Genomic DNA, 24,308 nt, shown 5'->3' with positions numbered 1-24,308 from the left:
TTACGACAAAGCGCTCGTCAGGAGAAGCGCTCCCGCAGTTTGTACTTGAGCACCTTGCGCAGGGTGTTGTCGCGGGGGAGCAGGCCGACCAGCTCCAGCTGTTCCGGGATCTTGTACACGGACAGCCCGGCGTCCGTCAGGTGGGAGGCCAGCTCCCCGAGCGTGAGCGGCGGGGCTCCGGGAACCTGCTGGACGACGGCGCAGACGCGCTCTCCGCGTACGGGGTCGGGCAGGCCGATCACTGCGGCGTCCTCGATGCCCGGGTGGCGCCGCAGGAGCTGTTCGACCTCCTGGGCGGAGATGTTCTCGCCCTTGCGGATGATGACGTCCTTGGCGCGGCCGGTGAGGACGAGGTGGCCGCCGGCGGTGAGGAATCCGAGGTCGCCGGTGACGAGGAAGCCGTCGGCGTCGAAGGCCTCGGCCGTCTGTGCGGCGTCGAGGTAGCCCTGGCAGACGGCCTCGCCGCGCAGCCGTATCCCGCCCTCGGTGCCGGCCGGCACGGGCGCGCCGTGCGCATCGGTCACGCGGATCTCCATGCCTGCGGGGGGCCGGCCCTCCGTGCGGGCCAGGTGTTCCGCCGTGTCCTCCGGGTCCCCCATGGTGATCATCGGGGCTTCGGTCATGCCGTAGCCGTGAGCCAGCCGGCACCCCAGCTCGCGGACCACCTCGTCGTAGAGCTCCGGCGGCCTGGGCGCGCCGCCGCCCGCCAGGAGCCGGAGCGTGGGGATGATCTTCCGCCCGGGCTGTTTGCGCTGCTCGGCGAGGAACATCGAGTAGAAGGCGGTCGATCCGCCCGCGACGGTGACGCCGTTGCGGCGGTAGGCGTCGAGCGAGCCCGGCAGGGAGAAGTGCTCCACGAGGAGGGCGGGGAAACCGCGCAGGAGGAGCATCACGGTGTAGTCGGGGCCTGCGACGTGCGCGTAGGGGAAGGCCATGGATCCGACGTCCTGCGGGGTGAGCCGCAGTGCGGCGGCCAGGCAGGCGCCGGCGGCGATGAGCCCGCGGTCGGTGTGCAGGACACCCTTCGGGGCGGAGGTGGTGCCGGAGGTCCAGTAGATCCAGCGGACGGCGGTGCCGTCGGCGGGCGGTGGCGGCAGCACCGCGGGGTCCCCTTCGGGCAGGCTGCCGTGGGCGGTGAGGACGAGCGGCGGCGCGGGGAGCGCGAGGGCGAGGCGGCACGCCATGAGGGAGTGGTCGAAGCCCCGCCATATGCCGGGGACGGCGAAGAATCCGGCTTCGGTGGCCCGCAGCGCGTGACCGACCTCGTGGTCGCGGTAGGAGGGGATGAGGGGTGTCTGCACGGCGCCGATCCGGGCCAGGGCGAAGGACAGGACGACGGTCTCGATGCGGGTCGGCAGCTGCCAGGCCACCCGGCTGCCGGGCCGCACCCCGAGCTCGTACAGCCCGGCGGCCGTGCGTTCGGCGCGCGTCCGCAGCTCTCCGAAGGTCGCCGTGCGGTCATCCGCTCCGGGCCCGGCGCCGTCCTGGCCGCCGGCTTGGATGAGGGCCGGTGCGCCGGGGGTCAGCTCCGCGCGGCGGTCGAGCAGCTCCCACAGGGTGCGGGAGGCGGACAGGTCGTCGGCGGCGCGGGTCATGGCGGGCCTCCACTGAAACTGACTGTACGTCAGAGAAGTGCCGCGAAGCGTAGGCCGTCACGGCTTGTCGGTCCAGGGGGCGGGGGCTAGCCTCGAAGCTGACTGACCGTCAGATAACGGGAGCGCCCCCGATGGAACTGCCCCGCATCGTCAGCGTCGACGACCACGTCATCGAGCCCGCCCACCTCTTCGAGCGCTGGCTGCCCGCCCGCTACCGCGACCGCGGCCCCCGCCCCCTGACCGCCGGCATCGGCCGGCTCGAGTACACCGGCGGCAAGTACGCCATCTCCATGGACCCCGACGGGCCACCCGCCGACTGGTGGATCTACGAGGACCTCCGCTTCCCCTACAAGCGCAACATCGCCGCCGTCGGCTTCGACCGGGACGAGATGACCCTTGAGGGCATCACCCGCGCCGAGATGCGCCCCGGCTGCTGGGATCCTGCCGAACGCCTCAAGGACATGGACCTCAACCACGTCGAGGCGTCTCTTTGCTTCCCGACCTTCCCGCGCTTCTGCGGCCAGACCTTCGCCGAGGCGCACGACAAGGAAGTCGCCCTCGCGTGCGTACGCGCCTACAACGACTGGATGGTCGAGGAGTGGTGCGGCGACAGCGGCGGCAGGCTCATCCCCTTGTGCCTCATCCCGCTGTGGGACGTGGACCTCGCCGTCGCCGAGATCCACCGCAACGCCGCCCGCGGCGTCCGGGCCGTGACCTTCAGCGAGCTCCCCACCTGCCTCGGCCTCCCCAGCATCCACACCGGCTACTGGGACCCCTTCTTCACCGCCTGCCAGGAGACCGGCACCGTCGTCAACATGCACATCGGCTCCTCCTCGCAGATGCCCGCCGCATCCCCGGACGCCCCGCCCGCCGTCCAGGCGACCCTGTCCTTCAACAACGCCATGGCCTCGATGGCCGACTTCCTCTTCAGCGGCGTCCTCGTGCGCCATCCCCGCCTCAAACTCGCCTACAGCGAGGGTCAGATGGGATGGATCCCCTACGCCCTGGAGCGCGCCGACGACGTCTGGGAGGAACACCGCGCCTGGGGCGGCGTGCGCGACATCATCCCCGAGCCGCCGTCCACCTACTACTACCGCCAGATCTTCTGCTGCTTCTTCCGCGACAAACACGGCATCGCCTCGCTCGACGTCGTCGGCCGCGACAACGCCACCTTCGAGACCGACTACCCCCACGTCGACTCGACCTTCCCCCACACCAGGCAGGTCGCCCTCGACCACGTGCGGGGACTGGACGACGAGACCGTCCGCAAGCTCATGCGCGGCAACGCCATCCGCATGCTCGGCCTGGACCTCGACCCCCTGGGCGGGTGATGCGCGATGGACCTCACTCTCACCGGGGCCGAGGAGGAGTTCCGCCGACGCCTCCGCGCCTGGCTGCGCGACACCCTGCCCGGACTGCCCCCCGAGCCGCCCGCCGACGACTGGCCCGCACGGCGCGCCTACGACTGCGCCTGGCAGCGCGCCCTCCACGACGCCGGCTACGCAGGCCTGCACTGGCCTCCCGAAGCCGGCGGCCAAGGCGCCACCCCCACCCAGCACTTGATCTTCATCGAGGAGGCCGAGCGAGCCGGAGCCCCTTACGTCGGCGCCAACTTCGTCGGGCTCCTGCACGCGGGCCCCACCATCGCCGCTGAGGGCACCGCAGCCCAGCGCGCCCGCTGGCTGCCCCCGATCCTGCGCGGCGAGGAGATCTGGTGCCAGGGCTTCTCGGAACCCGACGCCGGCTCCGACCTGGCCTCCTTACGCACCCGCGCCGTCCGCGACGGCGACTCCTACGTCGTCACCGGCAGCAAGATCTGGACCTCCTACGCCGAGATCGCCGACTGGTGCGAACTCCTCGTCCGCACCGACCCCGCGGCCCCCCGGCACCGCGGCATCTCCTGGCTGGCCCTGCCGATGAACGCCCCCGGCGTCACCGTACGGCCGCTGCGCACCCTCGCCGGGACCGCGGAGTTCGCCGAGGTGTTCCTCGACGAGGTACGGGTGCCCGCCACCCACCGCATCGGCGCCGAGAACGACGGCTGGCGCGTCAGCATGGTCACCCTCTCCTACGAGCGCGGCACCGCCTTCGCGGGAGAGGTCGTCGCCTGCCGCCGCACCCTCGCCCGGCTCGCCCGCACCGCCCGCGCCAACGGCCGCTGGGACGACGCCGTCCTGCGCCGCCGCCTCGGGCGCCTGCACGCCGAGTTCACGGCGCTGTGGCGGCTCGTCCAGTGGAACGTCAGCGAAGCCGCCCACGCCGCGCGCACCGGCGGCGACGGAGTGCCGGGCGCCGGCGGATCCGTCTTCAAGCTGCGCTACTCCCAGGCGCGCCAGGAGCTCTACGACGCGGCCGCCGAGGTGCTGGGACCGGAGTCCCTGGACGCCCGCCAGGAATGGACGGCGCAGCGCCTGTCCTCGCTCTCCTACACGATCGCCGCGGGCACCTCCCAGATCCAGCGCACCATCATCGCCGAGCGCATCCTCGGCCTCCCCAAGGGGCGATGACCATGGACTTCCGCCTCACCGGCGACCAGCGGGCCCTGCGGGCGGGAATGCGGGGCCTCCTCGCCGCCCGCCATCCCCACGAGCGGCTGCGCGCCCTGGCCGATTCGCCTTCCCCGGACGGCCCCCGGGCACCGGACCCTGCGCTGTGGCGGGCCCTGGGGGAGGCGGGCTTCTTCTCCCTGCGGCTTGCGGAGAAGGACGGCGGCGTGGGGCTCGGGATGCCCGAGGCGGTGCTGCTCTTCGAGGAGGCCGGGCGCGCCCTGCTGCCCGGCCCGCTCGTCGCCACGTACCTCGCCGCGGGCCTCGTCCCGGGCGCGGCCGAGGGCGGCTGCGTCGTCACGGCCCTGGACGGGCCCGGAGCGGCCGAGCACCTCGCCTCCGCGGACGCCGTCCTGCTGCTCGACGGCCCGGCCGCCCGGCTCCTGCGCACGGGCGCCGGGGGAGCCCCGCGCGCCCTGCGGGCACGCCCCGTCCGGTGCGTGGACCCGACGACGCCCCTCCACCTCGTACGGCAGCTGCCCCGGATGCCGGACGGGAGTGATGCGGCTCTGCCCATCGATGCCGCCCGGATGCGGCTGGAGGCCGCCCTGCTGACCGCCGCGCAGCAACTCGGCAGCGCCTTCCGGACCGTCGAACTGGCGGTCTCCCACGCCCGGCGCCGCTCCCAGTTCGGCCGCCCGGTCGGCAGCTTCCAGGCGGTGCAGCACTTGTGTGCGGAGATGCTCGTGCGCGCCGAGCTCGCGCGCGCCGCGGTGTACGCGGCGTCACTCTCGATGGAACCCGACGAACCGGCTGAAATCGCTGCAGCCAAACTGCTCGCTGACAGTGCAGCTGTACGCAACGCTCGTGACTGTCTGCAAGTGCATGGCGGCCTGGGGTTCACCTGGGAATCGGACGTTCATCTGCACCTCAAACGCGCCTGGCTGAGGCTCCGTCAATGGCAGTCGTCGATCGATTCCGAGGAATTGCTTGCGAATACCCTGCTCTGCGAGGCTTCACACATCCCGGAGCGCCTTCCGGCGAATGATGCAACGGATGTTCTGGACGCAGAGAATGTCACGGCGTAATCGTCATGGGCGAAATGCCGGGCATGTCATGCCGAACCGCTCGCAGCATGTCGATATCAGGCTGTGTCCCGGACGTTACTCGTCACAGGGCGGAGTCAGGGCCCGGCTCGGGTACTCTCCCTTGAATGCGAGAGGTTCAGAAGCGCGGCGAGGCGGAAGTTGCCCATGTGGCGTCGCCGGGCGTGCGCATGTCTGATGCTCGTCCCGGAACGGGCCCGAAAGGCCCTCGGTGTTCGAGTCTCCGCAGCACGCGTCGCACAGTATGCAGTAGCCATACTCCTTTGCGCCGGAATATGCCCGAAGCGCTTGTTGGGGTGACTGTGCGTCAACCATGCTGTCTCGGAAGGAGATCACGTTCCGTGATCCCTCGGAGACGCGAGGCGTTGTGTCCGCCGGTACGGATGGTGTGAGCGGTGCAGGTGCTTCAGATGCAGATGGAGGTCCGGGCCGACCCCGCGGAAGTGGGGCGGGCCCGCAGGTGGGCGAGATCGCGACTGGCCGGGTCGGGGATAGGCGTCGATGAGCCGCTCGCCGAGACGCTGATCCTGCTGATCTCCGAGCTGGTCACCAACGCCGTGGTCCACACCGGCTGCCCGGCCGTGCTGCGCATGCTCTTCCCGGGAGCAGGCGGCGCCGGGGCCGGCGCCTACGGAGGCACCGTCCGCGTCGAGGTCGCCGACATCAGCGCCCGCCCGCCCCGCCGCAGGTGCGCGGGCGGCGAGGACACCGGCGGCCGCGGCCTGGAGCTGGTCGACGGTCTCGCCGACCGCTGGGGCTGGCAGGCGGAGGGCAGCGGCAAGCGCATCTGGTGCGAGGTCGACCGCACGGGCTCCTCGTGGGTCGGCGCTTTCGACTCCCCACGCGCCGTCATAAATCGGGCTTAATCGACAAAGTCCAGACCAGGTGTTGACGTGAAGTGTCCACGTGATCACCCTTGGATGCAGCGATTCGTTGCGAGGGGACGTCGAGAGGCCCATGGTCACCGGGCCGCCTTGGCGAGTGCGGGTCGCGGTCCGGCGCGCTGCAGGGCTCCAGCGCCGGAGCCGGCGGCGACGTGCGGTGCCGTGCTCGGGGTGCGCATCGGCACGTCGCCGCCCGCCCACGTCCCCCGGAACTCCTCCGCCTCGGCTCAGAGCACGGCGACCGGCGCCACGGGCGCCCCCACCCCGCCCTCGAAGGGCTCGGGCGTCGCCGTCAGCAGGAAGGCGTAGCGCCGCTCCTCCGCGCAGGCCGCGGAGAGCTCCTCCAGATTCCAGTTCTGCCCCTGCAGCATCCCCATCTCCACCAGGTGCAGTGCGTGCACCGGCAGCCACAGGCCCTCGATCTCCGGCGGGAAGACCTCGAAGCAGAGCGTGTCATTGGCGACGGCCGCCACATCCCGGGCGTGGAACCACTCGGGCGCCCGGATCGACAGCCCGGGCGACGAATGCCCGTACGTCCGCCGGTCGCCCGACAGGTAGTGCTGCATATGGCCCGTGCGAACGAGCACGATGTCGCCGGGGCCCACGGCGACCGCGCCCATGTCCTCGGCCGCTTCCAGATCCTCCGGGGTGACGGCGCGGCCGGGCTCCAGGTGCGCCACACCCCGGGCGCGTGCCACGTCGAGCAGCACCCCGCGCGAGACGACGTGCCGGGCCTTCTCGATGCCGCTGAAGGCGGCGCGCGTATGGGCCGTGACCGAGTCCGCCGGGCGGCCGTTGTAGATCCTCCCGCCGTGGGAGACGTGCGGCAGCGCATCCCAGTGCGTCCCCGCCTGGAGGCCCATGATGACGGCGTCGTCGCTCGTGGCCACTGATTCGGGGGCGCATTCCTGGTTGATGGAGATCATCGTGTGCAGGGGGTTGACCCTGCCGGGGATCAGGCCGGTCTGGATCCCGCGCTGCCGCAGGGGTACGGCCAGGGCCACTCTCCGGCCGGTGAGCACGGTGGCCGCGGCTTCGCGGACGACGGCATCCGTGATCAGGTTGAGGGTGCCGATCTCATCCCTCTCGCCCCAACGGCCCCAGTTGTTGACCCGCTTGGCGATCTCGTGGAACTCCGGTGGCAGTGGCATGGGCTCCCTCCCCGGATCGGTGCCTGTGCGGGGCTTGTGCCTTCGCCGGCTCTGCCCAAAAATCTAACGGTCCGTCAGATGGAGCGGGAAGGGGCGTGCGCCGTGGGGAGCTTCTTGGCCGGAAAGGTGGTCGCCGTCACCGGGGCGGGCCGCGGCATCGGCCGCGCCGTCGCCCTCGCCTGCGGGTCCGAGGGCGCAAAGGTCGTGGTCAACGACTACGGCGTCTCCATCGAGGGGAACGAGCCCACGAGCGAGGTCGCCGCCGGTGTGGTCAAGGAGATCGAGGCGGCCGGAGGCGAGGCCGTCGCCGTCGCGGACGACGTGTCGGCCATGTCCGGCGGACAGCGGATCGTGGACACGGCCCTCGCCCGGTACGGGCGGCTCGACGGCGCCGTCTGCGCCGCCGGGATCCTGCGCGAGCGGATGCTGTTCAACATGACCGAGGAGGAGTGGGACCCCGTCATCGCCACCCACCTCAAGGGCACCTTCACCGTCTTCCGCGCTGCCTCCGCGGTCATGCGCAGCCAGAAACACGGCACCCTCATCGGCTTCACCAGCGGCAACCACCAGGGCAGCGTCGCCCAGGCCAACTACTCCGCCGCCAAGGGGGGCATCATCTCCCTCGTCCGCAGCGCCGCTCTCGGCCTGCACAAATACGGGATCACGGCCAACTGCGTCGCCCCCGTGGCCAGGACACGGATGTCCGCCAACGTGCCGGTGGAACTCCAGGAGATCGGCGACCCCGAGGACGTCGCGGCGCTCGTCGTCTACCTGCTCGGTGAACAGGCCCGCGAACAGGGCGTCACCGGGCAGGTCTACACGGTGGCCGGGCCCAGGATCGCGGTGTGGGCCCAGCCCCGCGAACTGCGCTCCGTCTGCGCAGAAGGCCCCTGGACGCCGGAGAGGGTCGCCGACCTGCTCCCCCGTACCGTCGGCACCGACCCCATGCCGATGCTCGCCCACCTGGAGGCGATGGCCGAAGCGGCCGCCGCCAAAGCCCGCCCCAACGCGTGACCGGGAGCCACCCATGGACTTCTCCTTCGGGCCGGAGGACGAGGCCCTCCGGCAGGAGGCGCGCGCCTGGCTCGCCGAACACCTCGCCGGGGAGCCGGCCCCCACCGCGGGCCGCGCCTGGGAACGCGAACTGGGCGCCGACGGCTGGATCGGTCTCGGCTGGGACCCCGCAGCCGGCAGCTACGGCAACCGCACCGCCGCCCTGACCGGGCAGGTCGTCTGGGCCGAGGAGTACTCCCGCGCCCGGGCACCCGCCCGCCTCGGCCACATGGGCGAGCACCTCCTCGCCCCCACCCTCCTCGCCCACGGCGACCCCGCGCAGCGCACCCGCTTCCTTCCCGCCATCGCCCGAGGCGAGGAGATCTGGTGCCAGGGCTACAGCGAACCCGGCGCCGGCTCCGACCTCGCCGCCGTCCGCACCGCCGCCGTCAAGGACGCCGACGGCCGCATCTACCGCATCACCGGCCAGAAGCTGTGGACCTCCTACGCCCACCAGGCCGACTGGTGTTTCCTGCTCGCCCGCACCACCGCAGGCTCCCACCGGCACCACGGTCTCTCCCTTCTGCTCGTGCCGATGGACCAGCCCGGCCGCATCGAGGTCCGCCCGATCCGGCAGCTGACCGGCGAGGCCGACTTCAACGAGGTGTTCTTCGACGGCGCCGAGGCCCGCGCCGACCATGTGCTGGGCGGGGAGGGAAACGGCTGGCGCGTCGCCATGGACCTCCTCGGACGGGAGCGAGGCGTGGCCACCCTCGCGCAGCAGATCGGCTTCGCCGCCGAGCTCGCCCGCATCGTCCGCCTCGCCCAGGAGAACGGAGCCGCAGCGGATCCGGCGGTGCGCGACCGGATCGTACGGCAGTGGGCCGAGCTGAGGACCATGCGGTGGACGGCCCTGCGGACCCTGGGGAGCGCGGACGCCCCCGGTGCCCCCAGCGTCGCCAAGCTGCTGTGGAGCAGCTGGCACCAGCGCCTCGGCGAACTGGCCATGGACGTACGAGGCCCGGAGGCCGCCCTCGGGCCGCACGCCTGGAGTGCGGAGAAGCCCTACGAACTCGATGCGCTGCAGCGGTCGTTCCTCTTCTCCCGAGCCGACACGATCTACGGAGGGTCGGCCGAAGTGCAGCGCACCATCATCGCCGAGCGCGTACTCGGCCTGCCGAAGGAGCCCCGGCCATGAGGACGTACGGCCACTGGATCGGCGGTACGTGGCGCACGCCCGAAAAGGGTCACTATCCAGTTGTCAATCCGGCGACCGAGCAGGTCGTCGGGGCGGCACCGGAGGCGACCCCCGCCGAGGTCGCCGCCGCCGTGACCGCCGCGCAGGCCGCGCAGGACGGCTGGTCCCGTACGGATCCGCGCGAGCGCGCGGCCGTACTGGACCGGACAGCGGAACTGCTCACCGAACACGGAGCGGAGCTCCTGCCCCTGCTCCAGGCCGAGACAGGCGCGACGGCGCGCGTCACCTCGGCCCTGCAACTGCCCCCGGCGGTGGACCGCTTCCGCCGCTACGCCCGCGGGGCGGTGGAGCCGGCGGTCCTCCCGCTCGCGCCGCACCCGGTGCAGGGCAGCCCGCTCGCTCCCGGCGGCCTGATGGGCGCCGCCGCGGCCCGGCGGCCCGTGGGCGTCGTCGCCTGCATCACCTCCTACAACTTCCCGGTCGTCAACCTCGCGGGCAAGCTCGCGCCCGCCCTGGCCATGGGAAACGCAGTCGTCGCCAAGCCGGCGCCGCAGGATCCCCTCTGCTGCCTCTCCCTGGGCCCGATCCTCCGGGAGGCCGGCCTCCCGGACGGTGTCTTCAACGTCATCACGGGCTCGGGACCGGGCGCCGGGCAAGCGCTCGTGTCCCACCCCGGTGTCGACATGATCAGCTTCACCGGCTCCACCGCGGTCGGAAGGCAGATCGCCGAGGCCGCGGGGAGGTCGATGAAGCGCACCTTGCTCGAGCTGGGCGGCAAAGGCGCGGCCATCGTCCTGGGGGACGCCGACGACACGGTGCTCAAGTCGGCGATCGGGGCGGTCGGTTCGGTCTGGTCCTTCCACAGCGGGCAGGTCTGCACGGCTCCGACCCGGGTGCTCGTGCAGCGGCCGCTGTACGCGAAGGTCGTCGCCGGTCTTGAACACTACGCCCGGGCGCTGAAGATCGGGGACCCTGTGGATAACTCCACGGTCGTCGGTCCGTTGATCTCCGCCGCCCAGCGCGACCGGGTCGAGGCGTCCATCGCCGCGGCCCGTGCGGAGGGCGCCCGGATCGTCGTCGGCGGCACACGCCCCGACGTCAAACCGGGTTTCTACGTCGCCCCGACCCTCATCACCGACGTCCACCCCGAAAGCCCGGTCGTCCGCGAGGAGTTGTTCGGGCCCGTCGTCGTCGCCCTGCCCTTCGAGGACGACGAGGAAGCCGTCCGCATCGCCAACAGCACCTCCTACGGCCTCCACGACTACGTCTTCACCGCAGACACCGCCCGCGCCTGGGCCCTCGCCGCGCGCCTGCGCAGCGGGAACGTCGGCATCAACACCGTCCAACGGCACCCCGAGACGCCCTTCGGCGGCTTCAAGGAGAGCGGCGTCGGCAGGGACGGCGGCTCGTTCGGCCTGCACGCGTACAGCGAACTCCAGTCGGTCGTCTGGGCCTCTTGAACCTGCTGGTCGCCTGAGGCCCGCCGTGCCGCACCGCATCTCCCCGCGCCGCACCCTTCCGAGAGGACCGCAGCCATGCGAGGCGTCATCTTCGACGGAAAGCACGTCCTGGTCGCCGACGATCTGGAAGTCCGTGACCCGGGCCCCGGTGAGGTGCTCGTCGCCGTCGCGGCCGCCGGCCTGTGCCACAGCGACCTCTCCGTGGCCGACGGCACCATCCCCTACCCGCTGCCCGTGGTGCTCGGGCACGAGGGCGCAGGTGTGGTCGAAGCGGTCGGCCCCGGAGTCACCCACGTCGCACCCGGTGATCATGTGGCGCTGTCCACGCTCGCCGGGTGTGGCGCCTGTGGCGAGTGCGACCGGGGCCGGCCGACCATGTGCCGCGAGTCCATCGGCAAACCGGCCCGCCCGTTCACCCGCCGGGGTGAGCGGTTCTTCCACTTCGCATCCTGCTCCGCCTTCGCGGAACGCGCCGTCGTCAAAGCGGTCCAGGCCGTCAGGATTCCCGTCGGCATACCGCTGACCTCGGCGGCGCTGATCGGCTGCGGCGTACTCACCGGCGTCGGCGCCGTACTCAACCGGGCCCGGGTCGGTCCCGGCGAATCGGTCGTCGTCATCGGCGCCGGCGGGATCGGGCTCAACGTCCTTCAGGGCGCGCGGATCGCGGGGGCCTCGGTCATCGTGGCCGTCGATGCCAACCCGCGCAAGGAGGAGGCAGCACGGCGGTTCGGCGCCACCCACTTCATCGATGCCGGTGCGGTCCCCGACAGCTCGGCGGCCGTCCGCGCGATCCTGCCGGCCGGTGCCGACCACGCCTTCGAGTGCGTCGGCGACACCGGACTCGTCCGGCAGGCGATCGACCTGCTGGACCGGCACGGCCAGGCGGTGCTGCTCGGTGTGCCGCCCGCCGGGGCCGAGGCGTCCTTCCGCGTCTCCTCCCTCTACCTCGACAAGGCGATCCTGGGCTGCCGCTACGGCTCCTCACGCCCGCAGCACGACATCACCCTCTACGCCCGGCTCTACCAGGAGGGACGCCTCCTCCTGGACGAACTCGTCACCAGGACCTACCCGGTCGAGGACTTCGCGCAGGCCGCGGACGACACCCTCCACGGCCGCGTCTCCCGCGCCGTCCTCACCTTCCGCCGCTGAGGCTCCGGACGGCATCGCCCCGCCGTCCTCAGCCGCGCGAGGCCTGGTTCACCGCGCGGAACGTCCGCCTATAGGCGGACGGGGACACCCCGAGCGCCGCCTGCAGGTGCTGCCGCATCGAGGCGGCCGTGCCGAACCCGGCGTCCCGCGCGACCTGGTCGACGGAGAGGTCGCTGTCCTCCAGCAGGTGCCGCGCCCGCTCGACGCGCTGCTGCGTGAGCCACTGGCCCGGGCTGATGCCGACCTCCTCACGGAAGCGGCGCGTGAACGTCCGCACGCTCATCGCCTCCTGCTCGGCCATGTCGCGCAGCTGGATGGGCTGGTCCAGCCGCCCCAGGGCCCAGGCGCGGGCCGCCGTGGTCGTCGCGAGCTGGGGTTCGGGGACCGGCCGCTGGATGTACTGCGCCTGGCCGCCGTCGCGGTGCGGCGGGACGACGCTGCGCCGGGCCACCTCGTTCGCCACGGAGGTGCCGTGGTCGCGCCGCACGATGTGCAGGCACAGGTCGATGCCGGAGGCCACCCCGGCCGACGTCAGGACGTCGCCGTCGTCGACGAAGAGCACGTTGGCATCCACCCGGACGGACGGGAACAGCCGCTGGAAGCGCTCCGTGCTGGACCAGTGCGTGGTCGCGGGGCGGCCGTCGAGGAGGCCTGCGGCCGCGAGGATGTACGAGCCGGTGCAGATCGACACCATGCGCGTGCCGGGCCGTATGAGGGCGAAGGCGGCGGACAGTTCGTCGCCCAGCCGGCCCTCGTCGTACGGCAGCCCGAACTCGTAGGAGGCCGGAACGACGATCGTGTCCGCCTCGGCGAGGGCCTGCGGGCCCAGCTCGACGTTGATCGAGAAATCGGCGTCGGTCTGCACCGGCCCGGCCGCCAGGGCGCAGGTCACCACCTCGTACAGCGGGTCTCCCGAAGACGTCCTGGCCTTGCCGAAGATCCGGTACGGGATGGCCAGCTCGAACGGAATCACGCCGGCCAGGGCGAGCACGGCCACGCGGTGCGGCGGCGCATCGGGATGCTGATCGGAGCGAGTGATTCCGGCTGCCTGCTGCGTCATTCCCGTCCGCCCCCAAAGCGTTTTCGTTCCGGGCCGGCGCGGAGAGATCCCGCGATCCCGGATCCCGCGATCCCGCCGGGCCGCGTGGCCCGATCCTAGCGGATGCTGTCCTTTCGGCCACTCGCCCGGGTGGGAGCGTCTCTCGATGCTGAGGGCGTGACCCAGACAACCGGACTTCCCACCCCGCCGGAGAGCCCCTCCGCACGATCGGCCCCCGCCGCAGGCCCCGGCAGGCGCCGCCCGCGCCTGCACCGCGCCTGGTCCGTGGCCGCCGTCACCTTCGTGACGATCATCGGCGCGGCCGGCTTCGCCTCCCTGCCCGGGCTGCTGATCGAGCCGCTCCACGGTGAGTTCGGATGGTCGCGCGGCACGATCGGCTTCGCCGCTTCCGTCAACCTCGCCCTGTACGGCCTCACGGCCCCCTTCGCCGCCGCCCTGATGGACCGGTTCGGCATCCGCAAGGTCGTAGCCTGCGCCCTGACGGTGATCGCCGCCGGTGCCGGGCTGACGGTCTTCATGACCACCGCGTGGCAGCTTGTGCTGTGCTGGGGCGTACTCGTCGGCCTGGGCAGCGGCTCGATGGCCCTCGCCTTCGCGGCCACCGTGACCAACCGGTGGTTCACGGCCCGCCGGGGACTGGTCACCGGAATCCTCACCGCCGCCGGAGCCTCCGGGCAGCTGGTCTTCCTCCCGCTGCTGTCCTGGATCGTCGAGCACCACGACTGGCGGCCCGCCGCCGTGACCGTCTCCGTCGCCGCCCTCGTCGTCGTGCCGTTCGTGTGGCTGCTGCTGCGCGACCACCCGGCGGACGTCGGCCTCGCCCCCTACGGCAGCGATGCCCCCGTACCGAAGCCGGTCCCCGCGCCCGGCGCGGCGCGGCGCGCGGTCAGGGCGCTCCTCGGCGCGGCCCGCACCGGACCGTTCTGGCTGCTCGCCGGGACCTTCGCGATCTGCGGCGCCTCCACGAACGGTCTGGTGAAGACGCACTTCGTGCCCGCCGCGCACGATCACGGCATGCCGGTGACGGCCGCAGCGGGCCTGCTCGCAGTGATCGGCGTCTTCGACGTCGTCGGGACCATCGCCTCCGGCTGGTTCACCGACCGGTTCGAGGCGCGCAGGCTGCTGGCCGTCTACTACGGGCTGCGGGGCGTGTCCCTGATGTTCCTGCCGATGCTGCTGGCGCCGTCCGTCCACCCGCCGATGATCTTCTTCATCGTCTTCTACGGCCTCGACTGGGTCGCCACCGTGCCGCCCACCATCGCCCTGTGCCGCGAGCACTACGGCGAGGACAGCGCGATCGTCTTCGGCTGGGTGCTCGCCTCCCACCAGGTCGGCGCCGCAGTGGTGGCCTTCCTGGGCGGCGTGGCCCGTGACGCCTTCGGGTCGTACGACGTGGTCTGGTACGCCTCCGGCGCGCTGTGCGCCGTGGCGGCCCTCATGGCCCTGGTCATCCGCAGGCGGCCGCGTGCGGACGGGCGGCTCGCGGCGGAGCCGGCGTGACCGCTGCTGCCCGCCCGTATATCGCTGCCACCCGCCCGTATCAGGGCAAGCAGGGATTAATCAGTCGGCAAAAGCAACCTCTCAGCCTCCCGGGGAATCTGTCTTGGAGAGAGGGGCAGTGATGACACAGCAGGCTGAGCCGGGCGCGATACCGGAAGCGGCACCGGTCGACGCGGAGGCGGGGACCGGGCCCGAGGAGACCTCTCGGGCGCAGAAACGTGTGATGCACCCGGACGGGTTCGGGGCGGCCTTCTGCGCGTCCATGGCCGCGCTGTGCGCGGAGGCTGCCGTCGCCGGGACCACCGGCATCCTCGTGATGCTCTCGCGCGAGCACGAAGGACTGCCGCACGGCCTCCTCGTGATCGCCGGGCTCGTGTTCGCGGTCGCCCTGCTCGGCGTTCTCGTCAGCGGGTTCGTCACTGCCGTCACCGTGATGCCTGCACTGGCGCTCGCCCGTACGGTCACCCGCCGTCTGGGCCGTCGCGACGGCCTGCTGTGGAACGCCGCTGCGGTGCCCTTCGTATCGGCTGCCGTGGTGGCCGTGTTCGGCGGAGTGTCGGCCGTCGGCAGCCTCTCCCTGGCAGCCCCGCTGAAGTACCTCCTGTGGTGGGCCTCTCTCACGGTCGCCCTCTTGCCCGCCACCCTGATCGCCGGAGTCGCCGGACGGCGCGTCCGTGACGGCCGGTACGCGCGCGTGGCTCGCAGGGTGGTGCGCGACGGCGTCATCGCATGGCTCGCCGTGGGGGCCGTCGGGGCGGCGGTCTATGGGACCGGAGCGGTCAAGGTCTACCAGCCGCCCAAGCTCGACACTGCGCAGTTCGCCGGCGTCTGGACCGACGGCCGCGACGGTACGGTCAAGCTGGCCGCCGACGGCACGGCCGTGGCCGACGGCCTCGACAACTACGTGTGGGACGGCACCGGCAAGGACAGGCCGAAGGACTGCGACGGCTCGGGCACGTGGCAGCCCGTCAAGGACCAGGGCAGGATCCAGGGCCTGTCGCTGCGCATCGGCTCCTGCGAGCTCAAGCGCAACTGGAGCGTCAGCGGCACCGACAAGGAGCCCCGGCTCTTCCACGAAATCGGCAAGCCCGGCTCCGGCAAGCGGTACGTCCTGACGAAGGTCGTCAAGCACAAGAAGTGACTTGCGGCGGACGCGCGGTGGGCCCGGCGGTCACTGATGCGGTGGACCCGGCGGGTCACTGGTTGAGCGCGGCGAAGGTTCCGAAGATGCTCCCGTAGAAGACCAGCGGCCCGTCCTGGGCCGCGGCCTCGCCCTCGTCCGCCCCCAGTGCCTCGACGCGCCCCACGACGATGAGATGGTCCCCGCCCGTGTGCACGGCGTGCACCGTGCAGTCGACCCACGCGGGCGCATCCGCGAGCAGGGGCGACCCCGTCGCGGGCGAAGGGCTGTGCCGTACGCCCTCGAACTTGTCGGCAGCCTGTGCGCCGCTCACCGCGAAGGCCTTGCAGAGCGCACTCTGCCCGGCGCCGAGGACGTTGACGCAGAAGACCCCGGCGCGGGCGATACGCGGCCAGGTGGTGGAGGTGCGCCCGACCATGAAGGCCACGAGCGGCGGGTCGAGGGAGAGCGAGGCGAAGGACTGGCACGCGAATCCCGCGGCCGGTCCGCCGTCGGCACCGGGAGCGGTGATCACGGTGACGCCGCTGGCGAACCGGCCCAGAACACGGCGCAGTTCGCGGGGAGCGGGTGGCGGCTTCTCGTCCGTCCGGACGGCCCGAAGCTCCGGCCGGGGCAGCGGGTCGGGCGGCCGCGCTCCGGGGACCGGCGCGCCGGCGGGCCGCAGATACCGGACGGCGAGCGCGGCCATGCCTGCGTGTCCCATCATGCATTCATTGAAACTGATGCAGTGTCAGTTTTGAAGGCTCCCGGAGCCGCTAATGCCCCCGGTAGGCGGGGCTGCGGTGTTCGAGGAAGCTCTTGACGCCCTCCCGTGCGTCCTCCGTCGTCATGTTGATCTCCTGAGCGGCGGCCTCAGCGGCGAACGCGGCCGCGCGGTCACTGTCCAGTGAGGCGTTGACCAGCTGTTTCGTGAGGGCGAGGGCGCGCGTCGGACCCGTGGCCAGCCGCTCGGCCCACGACCGCGCCGTCGCCGCCAGCCCCGCCCCGGCCACGACGCGGTTGACCAGCCCCATCCGTTCGGCCTCGGCGGCGGTGAGCGCGTCGCCGAAAAACATCAGCTCCTTCGCCCGCTGCGGCCCCACCAGCCGCGGCAGCAGATACGCGCCGCCGCCGTCGGGGACGAGGCCGCGGCGGACGAACACCTCGACGAAGGTGGCGGATTCGGCCGCGAGGACGAGGTCGCAGGCCAGCGCGAGGTGGGCGCCCAGCCCCGCCGCGGTCCCGTTCACGGCGGCGATCACGGGCTTCTCGCAGTCCAGCACGGCGGCGATCAGCCGCTGGGCCCCGCGGCGGATCGTACGGGCCACGTCGCCGGGCAGCCGGCCGGCTGCGACGGAGGCGGCCGACACGCCCGGTACGGCCGGGTCCATGGCGCTCGACGGGGTGGCGCGCAGGTCGGCGCCGGCGCAGAACGCCGCGCCCGTGGCCGTGATGACGACGGCCCTGACGGCCGGGTCGGCCGAGGCCCCGGAAAGCTGGGAAATCAGACGTTCTCGCTGCTCGGGGGCTATGGCGTTCATGACCTCGGGCCGGTTGAGCGTGATCCACGAGACCCCGTTGTCAGTGGTGTGGAGTATCACTGAGTCATCGGGACCGCCGCGGCCGAGCGGCTTGTCACGGGGGGAGAGGGACATGGGGGTTCTCCTGCTTCCACGCGCTGCCGCGCGCTGGTCAGTGGCAGAAGGCGAGCGCGTCCAGGGCCACGGCGCCCTGACCGCGCTCGAGCACCACCAGGGGGTTGATGTCGAGTTCGGCGAGTGCCCCGCCCAGCTCCAGAGACATGCGCTGGACACGCAGGACGGTCTCCACGAGCGCGTCCACGTCGGCCGGGGGCGCCCCCCGGACGCCGTCCAGCAGGGCGCGACCGCGCAGTCCTTCGAGCATGGCGCGCGCGTGGCCCTCACCGAAAGGCGGCACGGCCACCGCCGTGTCGTGCAGGACCTCCACCAGCGCCCCGCCCAGGCCGACCGTCACCGTCGGGCCGAAGAGGCTGTCCGGCGAGATCCCGACGACCATCTCGACGCCGCAGCCCACGAGTTGGCAGACGAGGATGCCGTCCAGTGGCAGCCCTTCGTAGCGGGCGATGTCGGTGAGCTCGCGGTATGCGTCGCGGACCTGGCTGGCCGAGGTCAGCCCGATCTTGACCAGGCCCAGCTCGGTCTTGTGGGCGAGCTGCGGGCCCGAGGCCTTCATCACCACCGGGTAGCCCACGAGGCCGGCCGCCCGCACGGCCGCCGCCGCGCTGGTCACCAGCTGCTCGCGCGGCACGCGTATGCCGTACGCGCGCAGCAGCTGCTTGGCCGCGTGCTCGCTGAGCTGCTCGCCCGGGCGCATGAGCTCCCGGGCCTTGCGCGCCGAAGGGGACGGGGTGCGGGGCGCGTTGTCGAAGGGGGAGCGGTAGGTCTCGGTGAAGCGGTGGTGGCCGAGATAGGCGCGTACGGCGGTGATGCAGTTGGAAAAGGTGCGGAAGGTGGCCACGCGCGAGGAGCCGAGAAGGGTGGTGCGATAGGCGTCCTCGGTGCCGACGGGGGAGCCCCAGACCACGCAGACCAGCTTGTCCGTCTGCTCCGCCGCGTCGGCCAGATCGCGCACGAGCCTGTCGCTCATGGGCGGGAAGGGCCCCGGCACGGGACAGATGAGCACGCCGACGGAAGGGTCGTTCAGCAGTGCGTCGATGATCCGGCGCCCGCGCCGGTCGCCCACGGGGTGACCGCCGCAGTCCACGGGGTTGGCGACGTTCAGGTACTCCGGGATCCACTGGTGGAGCTCGGCCTGTTTTGTGGCGGAGAGGGCCGGGAGCGGGAGCCCGGCGGCCGTGGCCAGATCGGCGAAGTGGGCACCGGTGCCGCCGGAGATCGAATAGACGGCGACGCCGGGGGCCCGGGGCGGCCGGGCGCGGGCCAGCAGCGCCGCGGTGTCCTGCAGCTCGTCCAGGCTGTCGACGCGGATCACGCCGAACTGCCGCATGGCCGCGTCCACCACGTCGTCCGCGCCGGTCAGCTTGCCGGTGTGGGAAGCGGCGGTGCGGGCGCCGGCCTCCGTCCGGCCGACCTTGACGGCGACGACGGGCACCTTGTGCCGGGCGGCCCGGTCAGCGGCGAGCAGGAAGGCGCGGCCGTCCTTGAGCCCTTCCACATACGCGGCGATCGCCCCGACCTCGGGCCGGGTGGCGAAGTAGGAGATGAAGTCGGCGCTCTCCAGGTCCGCCTCGTTGCCCGTGGGCGCCCAGTGCGAGAGCCGTATGCCGAGCTCCTGGAGGGCGAAGACCGGCCGGCCCTGGTGGCCCGACTGGGTGATCAGGGCGATGGCGGGGCCGTCGAGGTCCTCGCGGAAGTGCTCGAAGGCGTTGAGGTTGGTGTTCGGGCCGAGGAGGCGGACCCCGGAGCGCCGGGCGGCTTCCGCGAGGGCGGCCTGGGCGGCGGCGCCCGCGGGGCCGGTCTCGGCGAATCCGGCGGCGAAGGCCACGGCGAAGGCGGCTTTGGAGCCGTCCAGCTCCTCCAGTACGGGGAGCGGATCGCCCACGAGGAGGACGGCGAGGTCGACGCGTTCGGGCAGGTCGCGGACGGACGGATGGCAGGGGAGGCCGAAGACGGACGTACGGGTGGGGTGTACGGGGTGCAGGCGCGCGCCGACCCTCTCGGACCAGGCGATGAGCTGCCGGGTGATGCCGGTGTTGGGGCGGCCCTCGGCGTCCGAGGCCCCGACGACGGCGACGGTCTCGGGGCGGAAGAGCCGGTCCAGGTCGGGTGTCTCCGAGCGTAACGGCCTGCCGCTGACGTCGACGTCCTCGGTGCCGTCGGCCGTGCCGTGGACGGCGGGGCCCGGACGCTCGCCGCAGGCCACCACGCGGGCCGGACGGGAGGTGGTGGTGAGGGTGCCGTGAGTCGATCCAAGCATCGTGTCTCGTCCACTCCTGCTCAATGGCCGACAAGCTGACGTATAGTCAGGCTACAGAGCTGACGTACTGTCAGGAATGGCGCGACGGGCAAACAAACGGAAGGCGGGGGCGGGGAAACTCCCGTGGAAACGGGCGCGGAATACAAGGGGGCCGGTGAATTGCACGCGAATCGTCCACCGGCGTCATTGCCGCCGCGTTCCGCGACGTCGCGTTCCGCCGGTCCGCGGGCGCCGCGCTTCGACATCCCCGAGGTCGACGCCTTCACTCGTCCCTACTGGGAAGCGGCGGGCCGGGGCCGGCTGCTGATACGCCGCTGCCGCGCGGCCGGCTGCGGGCTGGCACACCACTACCCCAGGGAGTTCTGTCCGCGCTGCTGGAGCGAGGACGTGGTCTGGGAGGCGGCGAGCGGCCGGGCCGTGCTCTACACCTGGTCGGTCGTCCATGTGAACGACCTCCCGCCCTTCGGCGGGCGGGTGCCCTATACGGCGGCCGTGGTGGATCTCGCCGAAGGGCCGCGAATGATGACCGAAGTCGTCGGGTGCGCGGAGAGCAGGCTGCGGATCGGCATGGCGCTGACGGTCCGCTTCCGGGAACTGGAGGGGGCGCGGACCGAAGGCGAACCACCCCTGTGCATACCGGTGTTCGGGGTTGCATCGGACGCATCCCCGGATACGGCTCCTGATGCGGTCACGGCCAGAGCAGCTCGGTCGTCCAGCCTCCCTCCGCAGGAGGGCGACGGCGGTAGTTGAGGCGTACGTGGCGCCGTTGCGCGTCCCCCTGGAAGAACTCGACTTCCTGCGCCTCCAGGACGTAGAGGGTCCAGCTGCCGACCGGGGCGTCCGGCTCGCGGCGGGCCCGCTCCCAGGCCGCGTCCGAGGCCCGCTCCAGCTCCTCGTACGAGGCCAGCACCTCGCTCTGCCTGCCCACCAGCGCCGCCGCCAGCGCACCGGTAGACCGCTTGGCCAGGTCCGCCCGGCTCTCCGCGGCGCCCGCGGCCGTCACCATGCCCTGGATACGGACCTGCCGCCCGAGCGCCGCCCAGTAGAAGCCCAGGGCAGCCTCCGGGCGTACGGCCAGTTCCCGGCCCTTGCGGCTCGTGCGGTGGGTGGCGAAGTGCCAGCCGTGCTCGTCGGCGTCGTGGAGCATCAGCGTCCGCAGGGAGGGCCGGCCGGTCGCGTCGGCGGTGGCGAGCGTCATCGTGTGCGGCTCCGGCGCTCCGGCCGCGGCGGCCTCGGTCAGCCACTGCTGGAAGAGGGGCAGGGGGTCGGCGGGGGCGGAGGCCGGGTCGAAGTGCGGCAGCTCGGTGTCCCAGACGGGCAGGGAGCGGAGGAGGGCACGGAAGTTCTGCTGACGGATGTCCGGGGCGTCGTCGCTCATGGGGCTATACAACACGGCCGCATGCCGCACTCGCCCGGTTCAGTCGCGCGCCAGGACCACCGTCCCCGCCGAGCAGAACCAGCCGCCCGTGCCCGATGCGACGGCGATCTGCGGAAGCGCCCCGTCCGGCCTGCGCACCTGGCGGCCCTCCTCGGCCTCTCCGCGCAGCTGCCGCACGGCCTCGACCAGGAGGAACAGGCCGCGCATCCCGGGGTGACAGGCGGAGAGGCCGCCGCCGTCCGTGTTGACCGGCAGCCCGCCGCCCACCGTCAGCCTGTCCTTCTCCGCGAAGGCGCCGCCCTCGCCCTTGGCGCAGAAGCCGAGGTCTTCGAGGGTCACGAGCGTCATATAGGTGAAGGCGTCGTACAGCTCGGCCACGTCCACGTCCGCGGGGGTGACGCCGGCGCGCTCGAAGGCGAGCCGTCCGGAGCGCGCGGCGGGGGAGACGGTGAAGTCCTCCCACTCCGACATCGCCGTGTGGGACACCGCCGTGCCGGCTCCCAGCACCCACACGGGCGGCCGGGCGGCGTCCGCGGCGTACTCCTCGCCCGCCAGCAGCACGGCGCAGCCGCCGTCCGACCGGATGCAGCACTGGAGCTTGGTGAACGGGTCGGCGATCACCGGACCGCCGAGGACGTCGTCCACGGTGATCGGTTCACGGTACATGGCGTGGGGGTTGTGGAAGGCGTTGGCGCGCGCCTGGACGGCGATGCCGGCGAGCTGCTCCAGTGTGGTGCCGTACTCGTGCATGTGGCGGCGTGCGGCCATGGCGTACTTGGCGATGAGCGTGTGCCCGTAGGGGGCTTCGAACTGCAGCGGGCCCCGGGTGCCGTAGGAGAGGCCGGCGGTCCGGCGGCCCGCTTTGAGGTCGGCGCGGGCGGTGGAGCCGTAGACGAGGAGGACGGCGTTGGCGTGCCCGGCGGCGATGGCGTCGGCGGCGTGGGCAGCCATGACCTCCCAGGTGGCGCCGCCGACCGAGGTCGAGTCCACCCAGGTGGGGCGCAGCCCCAGGTGGTCGGCGATCTCCATGGGGGCCAGCGTGCCCAGTCCGGCGGAGGCGAGGCCGTCGACGGCGGCTCTGCCGAGCCCGGAGTCGGCGAGAGCGCGAAGGGCCGCTTGCGCGTGCAGGTCGTAAGGGGTGGCGGAATCGGTCCTCCCGCAGTCCGAGAGGGAGACGCCGACGACGGCGACCTTGCGTGCGCGGCGGACGGAGGCCATGAACTGACGCTACATCAGATAGGGGGTGGGAAAGTCGGGTTGCCGCACTTACGATGACGGCCCGTCAGATCCGGGAGGGCGTGTCCCATGGATGCCGCATTCACCGAGGAGCAGGGCGAGATCCGGCGCACCCTGCGCGAACTGCTGCTCAAGCGCTGCGGACCGGACGGGGTGCGGACCGCTGTCCGCACCCGGCCCGGCTACGACGAGTCGCTGTGGCGGCAGCTGGCCGAACAGCTCGGACTGCCCGGGCTCGCCGTCGAGCGGCGCTACGGAGGCGTGGGGTGCGGCCCCGCGGAGCTCGCCCTGGCCTGTGAGGAGACGGGCCGCGTGCTGCTGCCGTCCCCCCTGCTGGCCACGGCGGGTCTCGTGGCCCCCCTGGTCGCCGCGCTGGGCACGCGCACGCAGCGGACGGAGCTGCTGCCGCGCATCGCCTCCGGTGAGCTGACGGGCGCGCTCGCGCTGCCCCGTGCCCCGCTCCCGGCGGCGCTCGGCCTGACTGTCCCCGCGGTCGGTCCCCCGACCGGGCCGGACGGTGGCGACTGGGCCGGGGGCGGCAGGGCGGGCGGCGTGCAGGCGCGGCCGGCCGGGGACGGACCGGGCTGGCGGCTGTACGGCGAGGCCGCGCAGGTCCTCGACGGGCACAGCGCGGGGGTCCTGCTGGTCGCCGCTCGCGCGGGCGGGTACGCCCACGGCCGCACGCTGCTGTTCGTCCTGCGGCCGGACGTGGTCCGCGGGGTGCGTCGCACGCGGCTGACCACGCTGGACGAGACGCGCCCGCAAGCCCGAATCGAGCTGCGGGACGCGGAGGCCGACCTCCTGGGCAGCGCGGACGGCGGGGTGACGGCAGCGCTGGCCCGGCTGGGCGGGAGCGTCGCTGCGATGCTGGCCGCGGAAGCCGTCGGCGCGGCGGACCGGGCGCTGGAGCTGACGGTCGAACACGTACGGACGCGTGAGCAGTTCGGGCGACCCATCGGCTCCTTCCAGGCCGTCAAGCACCGCCTTGCCGATCTGTACGTGTCCGTGCAGGCCGCACGTTCGGCGGCGTACTACGCGGCGTGGGCGGCGGGCCGGGCGCCGGTCGGTCCGGAGGAGGAATTCGGATCGGTGGCCGGCAACCGATCCGAGGAGGCGGGGTCCGTGGCCGGCAACCGGCCGAAGGCGGAGGGGGAGGCCGAGGCGGGGGCGGGGGCGCCGGATGGCGGCTCCGGCGGGGACGCGGGGGTTGCCCTCGCGCAGGCCTTGGAGACGCTGCGGACGGTGGCCGCGGAGGCCGTCCAGCTGCACGGGGGCATCGGGGTGACGTGGGAGCACGACGTGCAGCTGTACTTCAAACGGGCTGCGTCGGACGACCTGCTCTTCGGCCCGGCGCACAGGCTGCGGGGCCGGGCCGCGGAGCTCGCCGGGCTGTTTGCCACCCGTCCGGACCGGGAAGCGGTGGCCCCGTGAAAGGCACCGCGGCGCAGCGCAGGGAGCGCGGAGAAGGCAGGGGGCGCCCGGAGCGCCTGGAGCGCGTGGTGCAGAGGCTCTCCTCGACCCGTACGTTCGCGCGGATCGCACCCCGCTGCGTGCCGGCCCTGGACCGTGCAGTGCACCGGCTGACAGGGGGCAGGACGCTGCTCAGCGCCCGTCTGCTGCCGGGCCTGGTGCTCACGTCGACCGGTGCGCGGACGGGGCAGGCGCGGCGCACGCCGCTCGCGTGCATGACGGAGGGGCCGAAGGGGGGACCGCCGGCCGCGTGGGTGCTGGTGGGAAGCAACTTCGGCCGACCCGGTCACCCCGCCTGGACGGCGAATCTGCTGGCGCACCCGGAGGCGGAGATCAGCTGGAGAGGGCGGGACGTGCCCGTGCGGGCCCGGCTGCTGCGGGGTGCGGAGCGGGAGGCCGCGTGGAAGGCGGTGGTGGCGTTCTGGCCGCCGTATGCGCGGTACCAGGCGCGCGTGGAGCGGGAGATCCGGCTGTTCCGGCTGGAGCCGCGTCCGGACGGCGAGGAGTGAGGGAACCCGGGCCGTAAGGAGTGACGGATCGAGGGGGACGGACCGAGGGGCGGATCAAGGGGCGGCCCAAGGGGCGGATCAAGGGGGAAATCACT

Annotated in this window: 21 protein-coding genes; 13 read left to right on the top strand and 8 right to left on the bottom strand. The window is 72.6% G+C overall.

The window, feature by feature from the left end; all coding sequences use genetic code 11:
* Positions 1-17: 17 nt before the first annotated feature.
* Complete coding sequence (locus tag IE241_RS12295; protein WP_190021755.1) at positions 18-1,595, bottom strand: class I adenylate-forming enzyme family protein; 1,578 nt, start codon at positions 1,593-1,595, stop codon at positions 18-20.
* Positions 1,596-1,726: 131 nt separating this feature from the next.
* On the opposite strand from IE241_RS12295, the gene IE241_RS12290 reads away from it, so the two are divergent.
* The 4 genes from IE241_RS12290 to IE241_RS12275 all read left to right on the top strand — a co-directional run bounded on the left by IE241_RS12290 (position 1,727) and on the right by IE241_RS12275 (position 6,053).
* Entirely contained in the window at positions 1,727-2,926 is a 1,200-nt protein-coding gene (locus IE241_RS12290; RefSeq protein ID WP_190021754.1) for an amidohydrolase family protein, read from the top strand.
* A gap of 6 nt (positions 2,927-2,932) precedes the next feature.
* On the top strand, positions 2,933-4,102 hold the full coding sequence (locus IE241_RS12285; RefSeq protein ID WP_190021753.1) for an acyl-CoA dehydrogenase family protein: 1,170 nt from the start codon (positions 2,933-2,935) through the stop codon (positions 4,100-4,102).
* Between the two features lie 2 nt (positions 4,103-4,104).
* The gene (locus tag IE241_RS12280) at positions 4,105-5,169 is read left to right on the top strand and encodes an acyl-CoA dehydrogenase family protein (protein ID WP_190021867.1); all 1,065 of its coding nucleotides are present in this window, start codon (positions 4,105-4,107) and stop codon (positions 5,167-5,169) included.
* A gap of 413 nt (positions 5,170-5,582) precedes the next feature.
* A complete protein-coding gene (locus IE241_RS12275) occupies positions 5,583-6,053 on the top strand; it encodes an ATP-binding protein (protein WP_190021752.1) in 471 nt (156 codons plus the stop codon).
* A 245-nt stretch (positions 6,054-6,298) separates the two neighbouring features.
* Here the strand turns inward: IE241_RS12275 and IE241_RS12270 are convergent, their stop codons facing one another.
* Positions 6,299-7,222 carry a cyclase family protein gene (locus tag IE241_RS12270; RefSeq protein ID WP_190021751.1) on the bottom strand — a complete coding sequence of 308 codons (924 nt, stop codon included), beginning with the start codon at positions 7,220-7,222 and terminating at the stop codon, positions 6,299-6,301.
* Between the two features lie 102 nt (positions 7,223-7,324).
* Here IE241_RS12270 and IE241_RS12265 point away from each other — a divergent pair, with 102 nt between their 5' ends.
* The 4 genes from IE241_RS12265 (at position 7,325) to IE241_RS12250 (ending at position 12,022) form a co-directional block, all read left to right on the top strand.
* Positions 7,325-8,236: an SDR family NAD(P)-dependent oxidoreductase gene (locus tag IE241_RS12265; RefSeq protein ID WP_190021750.1), complete on the top strand. Its 912-nt coding sequence runs from the start codon at positions 7,325-7,327 to the stop codon at positions 8,234-8,236.
* 13 nt (positions 8,237-8,249) lie between these two features.
* The gene (locus IE241_RS12260; RefSeq protein WP_190021749.1) at positions 8,250-9,413 is read left to right on the top strand and encodes an acyl-CoA dehydrogenase family protein; all 1,164 of its coding nucleotides are present in this window, start codon (positions 8,250-8,252) and stop codon (positions 9,411-9,413) included.
* Positions 9,410-10,873 carry an aldehyde dehydrogenase family protein gene (locus IE241_RS12255; protein WP_190021748.1) on the top strand — a complete coding sequence of 488 codons (1,464 nt, stop codon included), beginning with the start codon at positions 9,410-9,412 and terminating at the stop codon, positions 10,871-10,873. Before IE241_RS12260 ends, IE241_RS12255 begins: the two co-directional genes overlap by 4 nt.
* 75 nt (positions 10,874-10,948) lie before the next feature.
* Entirely contained in the window at positions 10,949-12,022 is a 1,074-nt protein-coding gene (locus tag IE241_RS12250; protein WP_190021747.1) for a Zn-dependent alcohol dehydrogenase, read from the top strand.
* A 28-nt stretch (positions 12,023-12,050) separates the two neighbouring features.
* Here the strand turns inward: IE241_RS12250 and IE241_RS12245 are convergent, their stop codons facing one another.
* Entirely contained in the window at positions 12,051-13,082 is a 1,032-nt protein-coding gene (locus IE241_RS12245) for a GlxA family transcriptional regulator (RefSeq protein WP_190021746.1), read from the bottom strand.
* A gap of 102 nt (positions 13,083-13,184) precedes the next feature.
* On the opposite strand from IE241_RS12245, the gene IE241_RS12240 reads away from it, so the two are divergent.
* Both IE241_RS12240 and IE241_RS12235 read left to right on the top strand, forming a co-directional pair.
* Positions 13,185-14,582 carry an MFS transporter gene (locus tag IE241_RS12240; RefSeq protein WP_190021745.1) on the top strand — a complete coding sequence of 466 codons (1,398 nt, stop codon included), beginning with the start codon at positions 13,185-13,187 and terminating at the stop codon, positions 14,580-14,582.
* Between the two features lie 121 nt (positions 14,583-14,703).
* The gene (locus IE241_RS12235; protein ID WP_190021744.1) at positions 14,704-15,723 is read left to right on the top strand and encodes a hypothetical protein; all 1,020 of its coding nucleotides are present in this window, start codon (positions 14,704-14,706) and stop codon (positions 15,721-15,723) included.
* Between the two features lie 55 nt (positions 15,724-15,778).
* Here the strand turns inward: IE241_RS12235 and IE241_RS12230 are convergent, their stop codons facing one another.
* From IE241_RS12230 to IE241_RS12220, 3 genes are read right to left on the bottom strand one after another with little or no spacing between them, the layout of a single operon-like run.
* Positions 15,779-16,429 (bottom strand): flavin reductase family protein, encoded by a 651-nt coding sequence (locus IE241_RS12230; RefSeq protein WP_229899157.1) that lies wholly within the window; start codon positions 16,427-16,429, stop codon positions 15,779-15,781.
* 49 nt (positions 16,430-16,478) lie between these two features.
* Complete coding sequence (locus IE241_RS12225) at positions 16,479-17,357, bottom strand: enoyl-CoA hydratase/isomerase family protein (protein WP_190021743.1); 879 nt, start codon at positions 17,355-17,357, stop codon at positions 16,479-16,481.
* A 37-nt stretch (positions 17,358-17,394) separates the two neighbouring features.
* A complete protein-coding gene (locus IE241_RS12220; RefSeq protein ID WP_190021742.1) occupies positions 17,395-19,620 on the bottom strand; it encodes an acetate--CoA ligase family protein in 2,226 nt (741 codons plus the stop codon).
* 186 nt (positions 19,621-19,806) lie between these two features.
* Between IE241_RS12220 and IE241_RS12215 the strand changes: the two genes are divergently transcribed.
* Positions 19,807-20,370, top strand: a complete 564-nt coding sequence (locus IE241_RS12215; protein ID WP_190021741.1) for a Zn-ribbon domain-containing OB-fold protein — start codon at positions 19,807-19,809, stop codon at positions 20,368-20,370.
* On the opposite strand, the gene IE241_RS12210 is transcribed toward IE241_RS12215, so the two are convergent.
* A complete protein-coding gene (locus IE241_RS12210; RefSeq protein WP_190021740.1) occupies positions 20,309-20,998 on the bottom strand; it encodes a pyridoxine/pyridoxamine 5'-phosphate oxidase in 690 nt (229 codons plus the stop codon). The genes IE241_RS12215 and IE241_RS12210 overlap by 62 nt on opposite strands.
* A 39-nt stretch (positions 20,999-21,037) precedes the next feature.
* Positions 21,038-22,216 (bottom strand): thiolase C-terminal domain-containing protein, encoded by a 1,179-nt coding sequence (locus IE241_RS12205; protein WP_190021739.1) that lies wholly within the window; start codon positions 22,214-22,216, stop codon positions 21,038-21,040.
* An 87-nt stretch (positions 22,217-22,303) separates the two neighbouring features.
* Between IE241_RS12205 and IE241_RS12200 the strand changes: the two genes are divergently transcribed.
* Both IE241_RS12200 and IE241_RS12195 read left to right on the top strand, forming a co-directional pair.
* Positions 22,304-23,665, top strand: coding sequence for an acyl-CoA dehydrogenase family protein (locus IE241_RS12200; protein ID WP_190021738.1), 1,362 nt, complete (start codon positions 22,304-22,306; stop codon positions 23,663-23,665).
* A gap of 56 nt (positions 23,666-23,721) precedes the next feature.
* Positions 23,722-24,213 (top strand): nitroreductase family deazaflavin-dependent oxidoreductase, encoded by a 492-nt coding sequence (locus IE241_RS12195; RefSeq protein WP_190021865.1) that lies wholly within the window; start codon positions 23,722-23,724, stop codon positions 24,211-24,213.
* Positions 24,214-24,308 lie beyond the last annotated feature (95 nt).

This window comes from Streptomyces hiroshimensis (genome assembly GCF_014650335.1).
Classification (GTDB): domain Bacteria; phylum Actinomycetota; class Actinomycetes; order Streptomycetales; family Streptomycetaceae; genus Streptomyces; species Streptomyces hiroshimensis.
The sequence above is the reverse complement of the archived record's forward strand: the minus strand, read 5'-3'. Positions and strand labels throughout refer to the sequence as shown.